Below are 15,997 nucleotides of genomic sequence, written 5' to 3'. Positions count from 1 at the left end.
GTGTTGTTGGGCAATCGCAGCGACTGCTTTCAGCAGCGTTACGCGACCACCTTGTTACTCGGCCACATTGACCGCCAGGGGATTAGCCTTAGAGCTGCTCGCGGTGGTCGGGGCCTGATTCCAGGCTCCTTTCAGAATGAAATCTGCGACACCACGGGCCGTTCTGCCCAACGTGTCGTTGCGCCGCTGGATAAGCCCCAGCGGACGCTTGAGATTCAACCACGGGCACCGCAGTTCAATCATGGTGCGGTCAGTCAACTCTGCCTGGACCGTCGGGCGCGGTAGGAAGGAGACTGCCGAATTTACTTCCATGGCATGTTTCACCGAATCGATATTGTCGAACTCAGCGGCAACCTGCATGGTGATTCCCAAATGTCTTAGGTACCGATCAATCTCGTGCCGAATTCTCAAATTGGGCGCAAAGGCGACGAGGGTTTCGGTGGCCAAGTCCTCCGGCAGCAACTCTGCTTTGGACTGCAATGCGTGGCCTCGGACCGCTGCCAAGACCATTGTCTCCTCACGCCATTCCGTGACCAAAATGGTTTTCGAGGACTCGGGGTAACTCACTAAACCGAAATCAACGATCCCCTGCTCCACCAGCCGATAGACTTCATCGGGCTGTCCAAACTGATACCGCACATCCGCTTTGGGGTGCTGGCACTTAATCGATCGCTGCAACTCTGGTAGGTAGCTCAGACCAATACTGTATATCGCAGCGATGGAAGCGCGTCCGGTCAAATTTTCACGGCCAATCGAGCGAACCTCTTCCGTCAGCGCCTCGAACTGCCGCAGCAACTGCAGGCAACCTACGTGGAACACCGTACCTTCGCTCGTGAGCAAAAAGGGACGTTTGCTGCGGTCGAGCAGCTGGACTTGCAAGTATTCTTCCAATTGTTGAACCGCCTGGCTTGCACCAGATTGCGTCATCGAATTGTCCGCCGCCGCTTTGGAAAAGCTGCGTCGACGAACGACATCGCAAAATACTTGGAGGTTCCGAATGTGCATCGGCAATCTCTGGAAGGCCTACGGTTGCTGAAAATAGGCCATCCATGACCGTGCTATTATTAGAGGTGCTAATTCTGTTTTTGTAAATATCATAAAGTTAGATTCAGGAATTTATTCACAGCTACTTAATAAGTCAATACGCAGTTTCGAATAGCTCGAAAGTCGACTTCGCTAAGGGGCAGTAAGTAGCCATTCCGACTGTCAAATCCCCGCTTGACCACTGTGGGAATCCTTCGAATAGATGGCTCGGTTGCTAGTTCGGAGCGTCTCTCCCCCCGATTGAGAGTCGGGGTTTCTAGGGATTACGGGGGGCGGCCGCTCTTGGGAAGGAGCGGAAGGCGAATGGACCACTCGCTACCCATCGGTGTTGCGCCCAGAGAGCTCCGGTGCGCCTCGTGCCGTGTCCGGACGTGGGGGCTGATCGGAAGAGGTGCGTAGCTGCCTCGGCAAAGCGTCGAGCACAGGCCGGAAAGCGGCTGGTTGCGGGCAACTACTGCCGTATCGCCCCCACTCAAACCCAAGCTCTTCGGGCTACTTGAGCTGGTTTGCTTCTCGGGAACCGAGTCTCGTTAGCTCGCTCTAGCCCTTGCCCCACCGTGCTGGAAGAGTCATGGCATAGAGCACAACGACCGCGCCGGTCGCAATGGAGCTCCAGGGGATCCATTCAGGTGGTTTGACGACCCGTTTTCGGGCTGATTGCATCACGGGGGGAGTCTCGAACCACGATTCGTTCTTCACTTGAACGGGGGCTGCAGGGGCCTCCGCAGCAAACGTTGCGCTATCGATGAGCATGCATTCAACGCCCAGGATAATGAGCATCGTACCGACCGCTAGAAAGAATGAACGCCACATATCAGAAACCTCCGAACAGACTGCGAAGTGGGAACCGGTAGCAAGCTGAATCGGAGGAAATAGGGAATGCCCACCGGGCTGGCTACGTTGGCTGCATTCCATCCGTGGTTTCTGCAGACACTGAACGTCTTGTAGTTTCGACGTCCTAAACGCGCCAACTTGGGCAAACTGTGCTTAAAAGGGAGCAGCCTGTGGCAAGGGCAGCTAAAAACCGGCGCTATCCGCAGAGTTCCCCTGGCGTTGAAAGAAAGGCCTGTTGAGCGGCTGTCGATTGGGAGGCTTCCCCGCGTAGAGGCGTGGGTGGCTCCACCTGGTGGTGGACGGGGGGACTTTTGCCTGGAAAGCTGACAGAGCACCCTGCGGGCGCTGTCACGGAAGCTGCCCACGGCAGGCTACGCGGCGGATCGCCTCGCGGCAATCCGGCTGCGTCTTGAAAGCGTTGATGTCCCGTGCCGTCCCCTGGGGAGTGGCGCTATTCGGTTACTTTTAGGGTTTCGCGCGAATCGATCAGTTCGCCGGCGCCGTTGTAGCCAATTCCACTGTTGCTAACGTCGATGGAGGTTAGCTTGGTGAGTTTGAGAAGTTCGGGAACGGCATCATCGCTCAGCCGAGTCCCACCGATGTTCAGTGAGACAAGGTTTGGGAAACCGCTGATGACCGAAGCGGACTCGTCAGTGATCTTGGTAGCTTTGAGGTCCAACTCCTCTAGGTTTTCAAGCCCAGCTAGAGCGGCTAAGCCAGCATCGTCTAATTTGGTTTCCCACAATCCCAAGTAGGTTAGCTTGGTCAATTTTCCGAGCTTGGCGAAACCTTCGTTCGAGGGCAACTTGCATTCATTGAGATCGAGATAGGTCAGTTTGGGATAGCCGGCAATGATCTCGAGAGCATGATCGTCGACGGACGTTGCACGCAATTCGAGTCTTTCGATCTCCTTCAGGTCTTTTAGCTGTTCAAAACCCTCCCCGGTTATATCGCAGAAGCGAATTCGCAGCCGTTTCAGTGATTTGAGCTTGGCAATATCGGCCATGCCAGCGTCGGTGATGCGGGCGTCGTCGAGTTGTATTTGTTCCAGGGTGGGCATATTCCCCAAGATTTTCAGGGTCGCGTCATCGACGCCAATCGTATTCAAATTGATGGATTTGAGCTTGAGCTGGCTTAGATGCGAGACTCCTTCGGCCGAAATCTTGGCTCGTTCCAATTGAAGGTCGGCGAGACTCGCTATCTTGCCTAGGGGAATCATCCCTTGGTCGGAGACGCCACTGGTATTTCGCAAGTCGAGTGCTCGCAGCTTCTTCAATCCGGCGAGTTCGGCCAAACCGGCATCGGTTACGCTGGTCATGCGGAGGACGAGTACCTGCAGTCCAGAGAGCTTTCCGATGGACTTCATGGCCACATCGCTGATGCCTGCGTTTTCGAGGTTCAGACGCGTGAGATGGGGGAGTTGCTCAATGGCTTCGAAACCCTCATCGGTCACGCCAGCTCCGGCCAGCTTAAGGTTCTCGAGGCTGGGCAAGCCAGGGAGCAGTTTGAGGAACTCACTCATATCTTCGGTTTGATTTACCGAGAGTTCGACGATTCGGCCGTTGGCACCTTTTTTCAAGGCGAATCCAGCCGCTTCGAATTTTTCGATGGCGGCCGCATCGTCTTCGGGCAGGGGAGCTGGAGCTAGTTGTTCGGCAGCGGCGTCCGAGTTGTCGGGCGTCGTTTCGGGTGCCTTGGGTTGGCAGCCCGCCGTCAAAGCGAACGTCGCCAGAAAACACCACAAAATTGAGCGAGAAGGTACAGTCGGCCAGCGTGTTGCCATCGGATTATCGGCTCCGTGAAACGAGGGGATTCTTGGATTTTTGCGGGAAGGCGCCGGTCCTACTGGGAGGGAATGCCGACGACAGGCTTTATAGAGCGGGCGACATCAACCTAGTGTTGAAGGCCAGAACCCGCAACTACTATTCGACACAAACTGCGCGCTTGGAGGCTTGTTTATCCTTCCCAGCTTCACGTATAATGCTGAGGCGCCTTGATGCCCCCCTGCCGGCCAGACATGGCCGCCCTTCCTCCCTTTATGCGGCAAACGAGCTAGTTTCTCTGGACTGATAAGTCGCGGAGACGACGTGTCGTGCTAGGCGAATTGGGGTTTGTCCCTAATTTTAGTTTGCAATAAAAATCCTAAATTCTTTGAGGTCGATTGAAATGTCAAATCAGAAATCCCGTCGTCAGTTCGTAGGTCAATCGGCCGCACTTGGCGCCGGAGTGTGGGTGGGAACGAGCCTACAAAACAAGTCGCATGCCTCGGCCCTGCAAGGCCCTTCTGCGGCATGTATTGGCGTGGGTGGTAAGGGAAGTAGCGATACCAGTCACATCGCAGATCAAGGGGTGTCGATCGTTGGATTGTGCGATGTCGACAAGGGAACCTTGACCAAAAAGGGCCGTGAGTTCAAGGATGCAGCCCAGTTCCAAGACTTCCGCGAAATGCTCGACAAACTCGGTGACAAAGTCGACATCGTGACCGTCAGCACGCCTGACCACACGCACGCCTGTGCGGCCATGCAGGCCATGAAGATGAAGAAGCACGTCTATTGCCAAAAACCACTCACGTGGTCGATTCAAGAAGCCCGTTTGCTACGGGAAACGGCTGAGAAAATGGGCGTGGTAACCCAGATGGGCAATCAGGGAACCAGCGAAAATGGCCTCCGCGAAGCGGTGGAAGTCATTCAGAATGGTGCTATCGGAGATGTGCACGAAGTACACGTGTGGACGAATCGCCCCATTTGGCCACAGGGCAACGGCCGGCCAGCGGGTGAAGATCCTGTGCCAGAATCCCTCAATTGGGACGGTTGGATCGGCCCAGCTCCCATGCGTCCCTACAAGGGAGACAATACCTATCACTCCTTCAACTGGCGCGGTTGGGTGGACTTCGGCACCGGTGCTCTAGGGGATATGGCTTGCCACACCACGAACATGCCCGTCAAGGCGCTCAAATTGTGGGATCCAACGGCCGTTACCGCCATGGTAAATTCGGGCATCGTGGACAATGAGCAATTTCCATCGAATTCCACGCTCATGTTCGAGTTCCCTGAGCGCGAAGGCCTCGTCGCCACCAAATTCTACTGGTACGACGGTGGCAATTTGCCAGCCGATTCCATTCTCGAGCAATTGCCAGCACGCTTCCAAAAGCGAGTTGCCGAGCAACGCTCCGGTAAGGGAAACCGCACCAGTGGAGCGGTATTGATCGGTTCCGAAGGCGCCATCTTCTCACCTGATGATTACGGTGCACGGTTCGATCTCATCCGCGGCGGAAAAGTCGTTAACGATTACGAAAAGCCAGCGCAAACCCTGCCGCGCATCCCTCACGAAGCTGGTGGAGACGAACGGCAAAAGTGGGAATTCGTGAAGTCGGTTACTGGCGAATACGAGCCTGGCACCATGTCCAACTTTGGCTACGCAGGCCGTCTGACCGAAACGATGTTGGTCGGTATCCTCGCGCTACGCGGCGAAGTCGGCAAGCGTTACGAATGGGATGCAGCGAATCTGAAGTGCACCAACGTTCCGGAAATGAACCAATACACCGGCCGCGAATACCGCGAAGGCTGGACTCTGTAGTACGCCGAGTGCAATGCAGTGAGAGCTTGGTGCGCCGAAAAATCGCAACGAGCGATTGACCAAAGGCGGCTCCGTAGGGGGCCGCCTTTTTTTGGGTAGAGGGGCAATTGTCAGCACGTGTGCAGGCGTTTTGCCCACTCGTAACCCACCGCATGACGGGCTGTTGATTTAGTCCCAATCCGATTTTTTTGCGCAGTGGTAGTGTCCCCAATCGCCTGGTAGCCGCAACCACATTTCCTTGCTCACGCAGCGGGAGACTATTTCAACAGCCCGATAAGCAGGGCACGAGTCGTCGCTGCTAAAGTGCATTGGGGCGCGACTTGTGGGGAATGAAGCCTTGAAGAATGGTGGGTACCAATTGCCGGCGATGACCGTGCTCAACTGTGCAACGAATTCACCGTGCAGGTGCAGCTAGCTGTTGCAATCAATCGTTGTCTCGAATCGGTGATGCGGCACTCCACGAAGCCAATTCTCAAGCCGCGTTGGACTAGTTCTGCCGTGCCACGCAGTCGTGAAGCTTTCACGGGCCGCAGGTAGCTGGTTTTCATCTCTACCGTGGCAAAACTGTTCTGGTCGTCGAGCGTGCGGCCGAATGCGATGCCCATGGTGGCGTCTGCCAAGAGTGCAATAATTCCGCCGTGAACAAATCCCATGGGGTTGTGCATCCGTTGGTCGACGTCGAGGAACACCTCTGCCATGCCAGCCTCGCCCGGCTGGACTTCCAGACCAATCAGTTGGCTGATTGGTGCATAGGCGAAGGCATCGGTCATGGTGATGGGTATTTCTCTAGAGTCTCAAGCATGGGACAGGTCTGGGACCCGCGATGAGGGCTCCCCTAGTATCGTAGCTGGAATCCGAAGCCCAGTGAATGCAGCCAGAATTGTCCCGTTTCCAGTTTGAATTCGGGATCTAAGGCTCCCACCAACGGATCGGATAGGTTGACCCGGAGATTGTCGTTGACCTGATGACTGGCCTGAGCCACCTTAGGAATCATCATGTAGTTGTAGCCAATGTTAAAATCGAAGCCCGGGCGAATGGTCCAAGCTGCGTTCAGGCCGACCTCTGGAATGACGACGAAGGTATCGTCATCGAAGGGGTGGTTGTTCGTATTGCGAACTAGCAACCCTTGGGAGTCCGTGCTAGAGGCACCTGCGGTCGAAGTCGTCGTGGTCGATCCGGTGAGATTTACTCTGCGACGCAGGTTACCAGCTCCTAATCGAATGAGCCCTTCCCATTTCCAGTTGGCGAACCGCCGAGTGCTCATCACACCGTACGAAATCCCATGGAAATCGTTTTGGGTTTGGAAGTCGTCAGTGATGGAAATCGATCCCAAAGGGGCGGTCAAGGAACGCGTATTGCTGGAGATGTTCATCCCCTCCTCAATACTGACGTGTTGGTATCCGTAAAGCCAGTCCACGCGGCTGAAGCGATCTTGGTAGAGTCGTCGTTTCAACGTCAGGTCAAGTCCCTCGACTGACGAGCTGGTCTGCACCGTCATATCCCCGGTACTCACTCCCGGAGCCCGGATCACTACGGTTTGCAGTGCAGGTGTACCGGAGGTGTCGATGAACGGTCGTGACACGGTTGGGAAGAGTGTAGGATCGAAGCCGAAGATGTCGTCTTGGTCGCCCGCGGTCCAATAGCGGAACATCAGCCCCAGCTGCTCGTCCCGGCCGAGCCAGGTGCTCATCGTCCAGCGAAATCCCGCTTGAGCTTGATCATCCAGCGGACCATTGCCCAGCAGGATGTCGCCACTGCCGTCGGTGGAGTTGACCGCCAGTGGCGGTGGCCCTGCGGCGCGGCGCCAGTAAAGGGGCACTTCTGCTCGAACGCTCAAGCGGTACCAGAGCGACATCAAGGGGCCGCAACCTGGCTGGCAAGCAGTCATGCAGGTGGGAGCCAAGCTGTCGCAGCCTCCTGAAAACCCGCTCTGGCAACTGTCGCATCCGCAACCACTGGCCAAAGTGCTTCTCATGGGGGTGGGCTGGAGCTCGCGATAGTCATCATACTCCTCGTAAGGAGCCTCCAAAGCGGACGGGCCATAGCTGTCCTCGATGACATAATCGTCATCGGAATAGCTTGCGGTCCGGACTGCGTTCGAATCGTCGCTGGCAGTGTGGGATGGCGAGTATTGATGTGGTGACTCGCGATAGCGTTCACGCTGAGCTCCGCCGCTCCGCAGCTGAGCATGCGCAGGGCTGGCGCACAGCAGCGTGACCATCACGCAGGCCAACCGAGGGACGGCCTGGCTCAGCCAATTTCCTGCAGGCGTGGCAGGGCACGTGGGCTGTCGGTCGAATTGGGCTGGACCATCCGCCGCGTGTGTCAAGGTTTTCACGACTCGATTTCGGTTCGAGACATCCATCTTTCGCACCCCTGCGAACAGCATTGAAAGCATTAAACAACCCCATAGGTAGGCGGGAGTCGCTGTGGCTACCCAATTGGCAGCCTGCAGCGCACGCACTCGAGAATCGACATGCGAAATGCACTCCGGGCCAATGCTGGACCGAAGATTCTCCCGTACCTACAGATTCGGCTTTTCGGGTCGGGTGGGATTAGTAAACCTGGTAAGTTTTGACGATCACGCGGAGTTTGCTGGTCGGGCGGCGCGTCGAGGTTTCTCAGGAAGAGGATTGCAGAGTCGGCGTTGATGCGCTCACACTCAGTCGCTTACCTGATACGAATTGGCCCTCTTACGAACTGGCACCGCGCAACTCCCCGTCGATGTCCGCCTGCCAGAGTTGGCCCGTGTTGACTTCTAAGGCGGTCAGCCAGCCACCTCCGTAGCAATAGGTGTCAATGCATACCAAATGCCCAAGATCAAAGATTTCTCCACCTCGATCGTGAGTGTGCCCGACAACGGCTTGTTTTCCACTTACGTGAGGGCCCGGGGTGGAGTCGGTCAATTTCTGCCACCGCAACAGAAACTTGCCTTGCTCCTGCAGTGGCAAGGCAGGGTCGTAGTTCGCATGGACAAAGAAATGTCGCTCGGTTTCATAGAAGTCGCGCATTTCGTCGAAAAATTGGCGATGTTCAGGGGGGATGACGCTCATGTCCCCGGCAAAAAGGTAGGAGTCGAGGGTCTCCACTCCGCCGTACTGCAGCCACCGAAAGGGGGGCTGCCCCTCCTTGACCACATCCAGCATCATTTCCTCATGGTTGCCGTGCAGTGCCACAAAGTTGCATTGATCCTTGAGTTCGATCAACCGCGAGATGACTCCTTTCGAATTGGGACCACGGTCCACGTAGTCTCCTAGTGCAACAATGGTGTCATCGGCTTGAGGCGCGATGGCATCTAGAATAGCATTCAGGGCAGCGGCGCATCCGTGGATGTCGCCAATAGCGATTGTTCGACCAGCCATGCGTATGTTATTGTTCGTTACGGCGATTGGAAAAAAGTAGGACGCACCAGGGCAGTTGAAGCACAACACGAGGCACGTCTGACGATTGTGGCGGCAGAACGCTATCCCGGCAAGCGCCCCGAGCTGGAGTTCAGCAATTCACGTCCTTTGGCACTCAAGCTTAGATTACCTTCTACGGCCCGTCTCCTTCAACCACGCGAGTGTTTAAAACTGGATCCTATCACACCTCCAGTCGATCCGACTCACAAGCTTGGAGAGACTGATCCCATTCTTCCGACGACTTCGGTAGCTAGCGGCCTGATTACTGCTCAGCAACTCGATTACTGCTTGCGCGTCGCTCGCCATCGGCTGAAGCAACAGGGGTTGCCCGAAGCGACCACTGTGCCTGATTCGCTATTGAGCGAAATCTTGATCGAGCAAAAGCTGCTGACCAAGTATCAAGCAGACCAATTGTTGGCCGGCCGCACGAAGTTTTATTTGGGGCCCTATTTAATCACGGACTGGATTGGTGCGGGAGGAATGGGGCAGGTCTTCAAAGCCGTCCACCAAGTGATGGGGCGTGAATGCGCGGTGAAGGTGCTGCTTCCCAAATCGCGGGCCACCGCAGAGTCTCGCGAGAGTTTTGCGCGTGAGATTCGCATGCAGGCAAAATTGGATTCCCCCTATCTCGTGCGCGCCTTTGACGCGGGCCAGGATGGCGTCGTGCACTACTTGGTGACCGAGTACGTGCCAGGCATGGATCTGCGACGCTTGGTGAAAACTCAGGGGGCCCTGCCCGCTCATCAGGCGGCCAAAATTGTCATGCAAGCCGCACTCGGATTGCAATATGCCCACTCTCAAGGGATGGTGCATCGCGATGTGAAGCCGGGCAATGTCCTCGTCACCCCCGCTGGCGACGCAAAGGTCTCCGATGTCGGGTTAGCCGGTTTTGCCAAGGAATTAATGAGCGATCCACGCGCCGGGAAAATTGTCGGTACTGCCGACTATTTGTCCCCCGAGCAGATCAGCACGCCTCTAGAGGTTCAGCCCACTTCTGATATCTATTCATTAGGATGCACGCTCTACTACGCCGTGTGTGGCAAGGTCCCGTTTCCAGGCGGAGACACCACTTCCAAATTGCGCCGCCACTTGGATGAGACTCCTTGGCATCCTCGCAAGTTCACTCCGGATCTGACGGAGGATTTTGTAGATATCATTGCCGACATGATGGAGAAGGATCCCCGCAAGCGGATTTCTAGTGCGGCAGAGGTGGCGGCGCGGCTCGAACCGTGGGCGGCCGAATCCTATCAACTCGGGCCAGCCACCATGCCTCGCTCGCCCTGGATGGCTCCTCCCCTACCCTCGCATGCTGCAGACCGAATCGTTGACGAGTTGAATCCAGCAGGTGGTCTGAATTCAAGTTCCCTATTGAGCGAACCGCAGCAAGTCGACACCAGTCGTGGACTGAATTCCAAAACCTTGTCCGCCACTGCGGCGGGGCCCGCAGCTGGAACTCAATTCGATTCCGATTCATTATCAGCGGGCAATCTGCCTTCGGGGAGTTTGGCTCCCGAGGTGGCACCGCCAGTCCCCGCTCCCCCCCCTGCCCTGCCCTCCTCATTCGCTGAGGCTACCGCCCAGCCCGCCGCGCATGCTGGGATGATGAGCACGGGGATGATGATTGCCCTGACCCTGGCAATCGCCGTCCCACCCACGCTCCTGCTCGGTGCAATACTTGGCTACTTGGCTGCGCAGTAGCAACCGTCCGCGTTTCGTAGAGTTTTCATGTCACCTCAATCCTTGCCACTGCTCAATCTTCATTTGCTCGCGATGCCGGCAGAGGCTCGTCCATGCGGCTCGATCGTAGTCCATGGTCAGGCCTTGGAACTGGTGGAGGGTTGCAACGCGGCGGTCCCTCCCATTCCACGCACCTTTGAAGCGGTGGTCGGTCAATTGATGGAGTTGGATCGCCTGTACATCGAGTGGGATGGATCGTTCGTGTGGTGCGGCAAGTCTTCCGGCGAGCCCAGCGATTCGGTGTGGCAGTTGGATGGCATGCTCTACGACGATGGCGCGGCCGTCCGGCGGCTCGAACTGCGCGGCAGTTGCCCTTGGATCGAGTGGACGCAAGTCCTCCACGCCTTGGCTCCAACAGACACTCCACTGGTGGCCTATCTCCAAGAGCAACAATGTTTCGTACAGGTCAGCTCCTTGAAACAACTGTGGCGCCCCAGTGAGCTACCGGCCACTTAGGTTGAGTTCTCTTTCAGACAAACGAATCTAGAAACGATGCCATGCCCCTGCCGGACCCACCCTCGCGGAATACCGCAGAACTATTGAAGCATAACCAATCTGCTTGGAATCGCATGGCGTCCGGTGGGCACGTATTGGCCAAACCCGCCTCGGAATCGGAGTTGCAAAACCCGTTGCAGACGGTCGATGGGCTGGGGTGGCTGGAGGGGGGCATCCAGGGCTGGAATGTGCTCTGCCTAGCCGCAGGAGGAGGCCGCCACGGGCCCTTGTATGCTGCAGCCGGCGCGCAGGTAACCGTGGTGGATCTAAGTCCCAACATGCTCGAGCTCGACCGGCAAGTCGCCAAGCAACGCCAGTTGCCCATCCGAACGTTCGAAACCTCGATGGACGACTTGCACATGCTGGCCAACGAGTCTTTTGATCTGGTGATTCATCCGGTAAGCACCTGTTACTTGGCGAGCCTCGATCGATTGTTTCCTGAGATAGCACGGGTTACACGGCCGGGTGGGTTGTACATCAGTCAACACAAGCAGCCGGCGAATTTGCAGAGCTCTCTGCAGACCTATACGGGGCAATACGTGGTGGAGCATGCGTACTACGATAACCGTCCTGTACCTGCCGCCACCGAGCCGAGCAAACTGCGCGAGCCCCACACTCGTGAGTATGTTCACAGCTGGAATGCGCTCTTGGGCGGTATCTGTCGCAGTGGCTTTGCCATTGAAGCGGTCAGCGAACCGCAGCACGCTAAGCCCGATGCACCGGTGGGAACTTTCGGTCATCGCTGCTACTACATTGCTCCCTACATCCGACTCAAGGCGCGACGTCACGGAAGTTCGTCGTTAAAACTCGAGCTATAGTTGCGATCCTTGGCGGGAAATCATGCTGTTCGGCACGGCTTGTTGAACTAGTAACCCGCCGCATAGTGGCTTGTCGATTTCATGGCGATCGCAGTTTTGCTGAGTAGGTAATTTCCCGAATTGGCCTGTAGCGGCAATCACCCTTCCTTGCTTACCGGGCTGTTGATTTAATCGCAATTTGAATTTTAATACGGAGGTAGCATCCTTAATTGCCTTGTAGCGGAGGTTATCTTTCCTTGCTCACGCGGCGGGTTACTATTTCAACAGCCCGTCACGCAGCGGGTCACTATTTCAACAGCCCGGTGAGCAAGGAAGGGGGGGCGTCGCTGCAGGATGATAGGTGGTGCTACCACTGTGGAAAAACTGCAAACGCTCGCACATCATCCAGCCAGGCAAGCCGAGATTACTCGGACCATGGGTTCGACCAATCGCCCCATTGTTCCAGGTATTGCCGATAGGCCGGATGCTCCTCGGCCTGCGATTCCAGCAGTTCCTTGGTCTGCAGTACGTGGGACTGCTCCTGTTCGAGCGTCAGCTTGCCCATCATCAGCATGCTGCGCAGAAACACGAAATAGGTGTCCAACACATCGCACCGGCAGTACTCGTTGATTTCTGAAATTTTACCTTGTAAGTACAGATCGTAGACCATGTCACCCGCTACATCCATCTTTCCCGGCTTGCCAAGCAGGCTGGCGGCCAGATTCAAGCCGCCACGGTACCAGGTCGCACCATAGTTGGTTAACACGTCGTGCAAATCGATATGCGCGCCGAGGTTGTACCGATTGCGGTTTTGCTCATAGGTTCGATGCTCGAGATTAAACCACTTGGGGATCGGAATTCCGTAACGAAAGGCGGCTTGTTCCATGAGTGGGATATCGAAACTTCGACCATTGAAGGTGACCCAGGTCGGTTGTCCATAGGCCTCCCAGCCAGCCCAGAAATGCTTAGAGATCACATGGGGGCGGTGCTCGGGTTGATCCAGCGACACGATCTCGATGAGTGAGAAGTCTGCGCGGAGCTTGGCAACCACCACGGATATGGGGAGGTGATAGGTGTAGGGGATGAAATCACGTCCGGACGTGATTAGCAATTCATTGCGAAATTTTCGGATGGCTTCAGCAGCAGAAAGCCCGAGCGCGGCGTACCGTGTCTTGGCAACTAGGTCGCCATCAGGCACACTCTCTACGTCAAACACTAAGTAACGAACGTCCTGGGCCACTGAATCATTCCTGTTGAATTCCGAGTTCTCAGCTCGTGATTGCGTTTTTCGCACTGGTCGCAGTATGGGACGATATGCACAACATCGCAACGGGGGATTCGTTCCGTTCCCGAGCGATTGCCGCCCGTGCATTGTCTCAGCCCCCGTTACTGCATCAACTCCTAAGCTATTCCACAGAGGTAGAAGGTTACCGTATGTCCAACTCGAGCCATATCAATCGTCAGAGGTTGCTCGAACGCTTCCTGCGTTATGTCCAAGTCGAAACCACTGCGAATCCCGACAGTGAAGAATATCCAAGCAGCCCAGGGCAATGGACACTGGGGAAAATACTGTACGAGGAATTGCGTGCGATGGGGCTAGAGGAGGTGGAGCACGATGCGCATGGCTTGGTATGGGCCACGCTGCCTTCAACTGCCGGGGATGGAGCCTCGAACACGCTGCCCACTATTTTATTCAATGCCCACGTCGACACCTCGCCCGATGCGTCGGGGGCCAATGTGAGGCCTGCGGTCCTTGAACGATACCCGGGCGGGGACATTCCACTTGAGAAGAATGGCAAAGTGATCGATGTGGCTAGTTGCCCCGCCTTAAATCAATTGATTGGGCATACTCTGATCACTACCGATGGCACCACGCTCCTAGGCGGGGACGATAAGGCGGGCGTGGCAGCGATCATGGAGTTGGCAGAGCATCTGCTAGAGCATCCCAATTTGCCGCACGGTCCGGTCCGTATTTTGTTCACCTGCGATGAAGAGATCGGTCGCGGTGCCCTGCACATGGATTTAGCGAAGGCGGGGGCCGCCGCCGGATACACTCTTGACGGAGGCGGCCAAGCGGAAGTGGAGAATGAGAACTTTTCCGCCGATCAGATGACGGTTCGCGCCTATGGCAACAATATTCATCCTTCGATCGGCAAGGGGCGGATGGTCAATGCGCTGCGTGGGCTGTCGAAACTCATTGCCGCCTTGCCAACCGAAGCGCTCACGCCCGAGTCGACTGAGGGACGCGACGGATTTATTCACCCGTATTCGCTTTCAGGGGCCGTCGACTACGCCGAAGCAAAATTTCTTTTAAGAGACTTCGTCACCGAACGACTGGACGACCAAGCCCTGCTCCTTCAAGCGACGGCAGATTCCCTCGTTCAAGAAACTCCGGGACTGCGTTTCGAACTGGTCCGCCAGCGTCAATATCGCAATATGGCCGATGCACAACGCAGTGCACCCCATGTCGTAGATTTTTCGATCGCAGCCTACAAAAATCTGGGGCTGACACCCCATCTGGGAGCCATTCGAGGTGGGACCGATGGAGCTGTCTTCAGCGAGATGGGGCTACCCACCCCCAACCTCTCTGTCGGGCAGCACAATATCCATAGCGTTCTCGAGTTTGCTTCTCTCGATCAAATGGTGCTCGCTATACAGCATGCCATCGAAGTTCTCAACATTTGGCAGCAGCAAGGACGGAGCTAGTCGCCTCACCGGCTACTGACGGTCTTAGGAGAGTGCACCGGGGAAGAGGCGTTGGCGCTGTTCGGGACTCAGGCGGGTGGCGTATTCGCTGATCTCGTAAACTTCTAACAATTGGGAGTCGGTCCACGAGATTCCCTGGGCCTGTAGCTCGGGTTGGAAGTGTTGAAGACGTTGGCTGTAGAGTCGCTTGAAATGATTGGCTAGCCATGTCCAGCGGTCTGCGTCGGATTCGGGGAGAGAATCGAGTTCACCGTCATGATAGGCCAACCATTCAAAGAACTGGGACTTGTGGCAGGCAGCCATGGACGTGAGCCCATCGAGCTCGGCGGCGACGTCCAGGATCGCATCGGCGCGCAGGCGATTGGGGCGGGTAAACAAGTCGCACATAAATCCCACGACGGGATCGGACCGCAACGCTGGCGTTTCCGGACAGACGTGGGGGACCGTAACGAGATAAGATGCATCCTGGACGGCCGTACCGACCGCTCGGTGATCGGGGTGGTAGTCGTTGGGGCGATGGGTCATGACCAAGTCGGGCGCAAAGGTGCGAATCTCGCGAATGATGGCCGCTCGAACTTCTAGAGTGGGCTGCAGGGTTCCGTCTGGGAAATCCCAAGTCAAATACTCGGCCCCCACGCTCTCGCCAGCTTGACGGGCCTCCTCACGGCGGATCGGCACGAGCGCCTCAGGCGGAATTTCATGGTGCCCACTGCGACCGTCTGTCACCGAAACGATTCTGACCACAGAATGTTGTTGGCAATGTCGAACCACCAAGCCACCTGCAAAAACTTCAGCGTCATCTGGATGCGCACCTATCACCAGTACTTTACACGGTTCCATCTCAATCCTCAGGCTATTCGGGCTTGCATTGAGCGTCGCTCAATAGAGTTCGACATGCGGAGTCCACTGACTCGGCGGCTTAACCGGTTCTCGGTAAGCAGCCCCATCATACAAAGGGACTCGGCGGGCGGAATAGCCAAATGGTTGGACCCATACGCTCGGTGTGGGTGGGTAGGTCGGACGCTGGACCTGAGGTTCGGTCCAGTTCGAATTCGGAGCAACTTGGGCCGAGGGCTCCTGCAACGCTGGTGCCTGTTGGAATGCCGCGGGGTGCGATTGGACCTGTACTGGCGGAAGGATGCTCTGCGTTGGCCGAGTTGGCTCGGTAGAAGGGATGGAGGTCTCGGCGGCAGATTGCGGGGGGATCTCGTTTAGCGGTTTCACCCAATTTGACAATATCGACGTCGTGCCGAGGGTGTTCGACTCTGCTGCCTCCAAGGGCTCGATCAGACCTCTCGTCCAGGTGGGTTGGGCAATTGCGACAATTCCAATGAGCGTAAATGCCTCTAGAAGAAATGCAGAAGCACCACTAGTGCGACGCTTGCGTTTACCTGCCATGATTCACCC

General features: G+C 56.4%; 14 protein-coding genes. 5 read left to right on the top strand and 9 right to left on the bottom strand.

The window, feature by feature from the left end; genetic code table 11:
* Nucleotides 1-54 precede the first annotated feature (54 nt).
* The 3 genes from Q31a_RS25480 to Q31a_RS25470 all read right to left on the bottom strand — a co-directional run bounded on the left by Q31a_RS25480 (nucleotide 55) and on the right by Q31a_RS25470 (nucleotide 3,661).
* Nucleotides 55-1,005, bottom strand: coding sequence for a LysR family transcriptional regulator (locus Q31a_RS25480; RefSeq protein ID WP_145084281.1), 951 nt, complete (start codon nucleotides 1,003-1,005; stop codon nucleotides 55-57).
* Nucleotides 1,006-1,584: 579 nt separating this feature from the next.
* Complete coding sequence (locus Q31a_RS25475) at nucleotides 1,585-1,857, bottom strand: hypothetical protein (protein ID WP_145084278.1); 273 nt, start codon at nucleotides 1,855-1,857, stop codon at nucleotides 1,585-1,587.
* 472 nt (nucleotides 1,858-2,329) lie between these two features.
* Nucleotides 2,330-3,661 (bottom strand): leucine-rich repeat domain-containing protein, encoded by a 1,332-nt coding sequence (locus tag Q31a_RS25470; protein ID WP_145084275.1) that lies wholly within the window; start codon nucleotides 3,659-3,661, stop codon nucleotides 2,330-2,332.
* Between the two features lie 383 nt (nucleotides 3,662-4,044).
* On the opposite strand from Q31a_RS25470, the gene Q31a_RS25465 reads away from it, so the two are divergent.
* Entirely contained in the window at nucleotides 4,045-5,454 is a 1,410-nt protein-coding gene (locus Q31a_RS25465; protein WP_145084272.1) for a Gfo/Idh/MocA family protein, read from the top strand.
* Nucleotides 5,455-5,831: 377 nt separating this feature from the next.
* Here the strand turns inward: Q31a_RS25465 and Q31a_RS25460 are convergent, their stop codons facing one another.
* The 3 genes from Q31a_RS25460 to Q31a_RS25450 form a co-directional block, all read right to left on the bottom strand.
* Nucleotides 5,832-6,224 carry a PaaI family thioesterase gene (locus tag Q31a_RS25460; protein WP_145084269.1) on the bottom strand — a complete coding sequence of 131 codons (393 nt, stop codon included), beginning with the start codon at nucleotides 6,222-6,224 and terminating at the stop codon, nucleotides 5,832-5,834.
* Nucleotides 6,225-6,289: 65 nt separating this feature from the next.
* Complete coding sequence (locus tag Q31a_RS25455; RefSeq protein WP_231690934.1) at nucleotides 6,290-7,819, bottom strand: BBP7 family outer membrane beta-barrel protein; 1,530 nt, start codon at nucleotides 7,817-7,819, stop codon at nucleotides 6,290-6,292.
* A 328-nt stretch (nucleotides 7,820-8,147) separates the two neighbouring features.
* A complete protein-coding gene (locus Q31a_RS25450) occupies nucleotides 8,148-8,816 on the bottom strand; it encodes a metallophosphoesterase family protein (protein ID WP_145084263.1) in 669 nt (222 codons plus the stop codon).
* On the opposite strand from Q31a_RS25450, the gene Q31a_RS25445 reads away from it, so the two are divergent.
* Genes Q31a_RS25445 through Q31a_RS25435 form a run of 3 tightly spaced genes read left to right on the top strand, consistent with a single transcriptional unit; the run spans nucleotide 8,781 to nucleotide 11,905 of the window.
* Entirely contained in the window at nucleotides 8,781-10,553 is a 1,773-nt protein-coding gene (locus Q31a_RS25445; RefSeq protein ID WP_231690933.1) for a serine/threonine protein kinase, read from the top strand. The genes Q31a_RS25450 and Q31a_RS25445 overlap by 36 nt on opposite strands.
* Before the next feature lie 27 nt (nucleotides 10,554-10,580).
* Complete coding sequence (locus Q31a_RS25440; protein WP_145084260.1) at nucleotides 10,581-11,048, top strand: hypothetical protein; 468 nt, start codon at nucleotides 10,581-10,583, stop codon at nucleotides 11,046-11,048.
* A 41-nt stretch (nucleotides 11,049-11,089) separates the two neighbouring features.
* Nucleotides 11,090-11,905 (top strand): class I SAM-dependent methyltransferase, encoded by an 816-nt coding sequence (locus Q31a_RS25435; protein ID WP_231690932.1) that lies wholly within the window; start codon nucleotides 11,090-11,092, stop codon nucleotides 11,903-11,905.
* 403 nt (nucleotides 11,906-12,308) lie between these two features.
* Here the strand turns inward: Q31a_RS25435 and Q31a_RS25430 are convergent, their stop codons facing one another.
* Nucleotides 12,309-13,124: a 3'-5' exonuclease gene (locus Q31a_RS25430; protein ID WP_231690931.1), complete on the bottom strand. Its 816-nt coding sequence runs from the start codon at nucleotides 13,122-13,124 to the stop codon at nucleotides 12,309-12,311.
* A gap of 194 nt (nucleotides 13,125-13,318) precedes the next feature.
* On the opposite strand from Q31a_RS25430, the gene pepT reads away from it, so the two are divergent.
* Nucleotides 13,319-14,590 (top strand): peptidase T, encoded by a 1,272-nt coding sequence (pepT, locus tag Q31a_RS25425; protein ID WP_145084254.1) that lies wholly within the window; start codon nucleotides 13,319-13,321, stop codon nucleotides 14,588-14,590.
* A gap of 24 nt (nucleotides 14,591-14,614) precedes the next feature.
* On the opposite strand, the gene Q31a_RS25420 is transcribed toward pepT, so the two are convergent.
* Both Q31a_RS25420 and Q31a_RS25415 read right to left on the bottom strand, forming a co-directional pair.
* Nucleotides 14,615-15,430, bottom strand: coding sequence for a PIG-L deacetylase family protein (locus Q31a_RS25420; RefSeq protein ID WP_145084251.1), 816 nt, complete (start codon nucleotides 15,428-15,430; stop codon nucleotides 14,615-14,617).
* Between the two features lie 39 nt (nucleotides 15,431-15,469).
* A complete protein-coding gene (locus tag Q31a_RS25415) occupies nucleotides 15,470-15,988 on the bottom strand; it encodes a hypothetical protein (RefSeq protein ID WP_145084248.1) in 519 nt (172 codons plus the stop codon).
* Between the last annotated feature and the right edge of the window lie 9 nt (nucleotides 15,989-15,997).

The organism is Aureliella helgolandensis, from assembly GCF_007752135.1.
In the GTDB taxonomy this organism is placed as follows: Bacteria; Planctomycetota; Planctomycetia; order Pirellulales; family Pirellulaceae; genus Aureliella; species Aureliella helgolandensis.
Note: the sequence above shows the minus strand (reverse complement) of the source record. Positions and strands in the feature narration are given on the sequence as shown.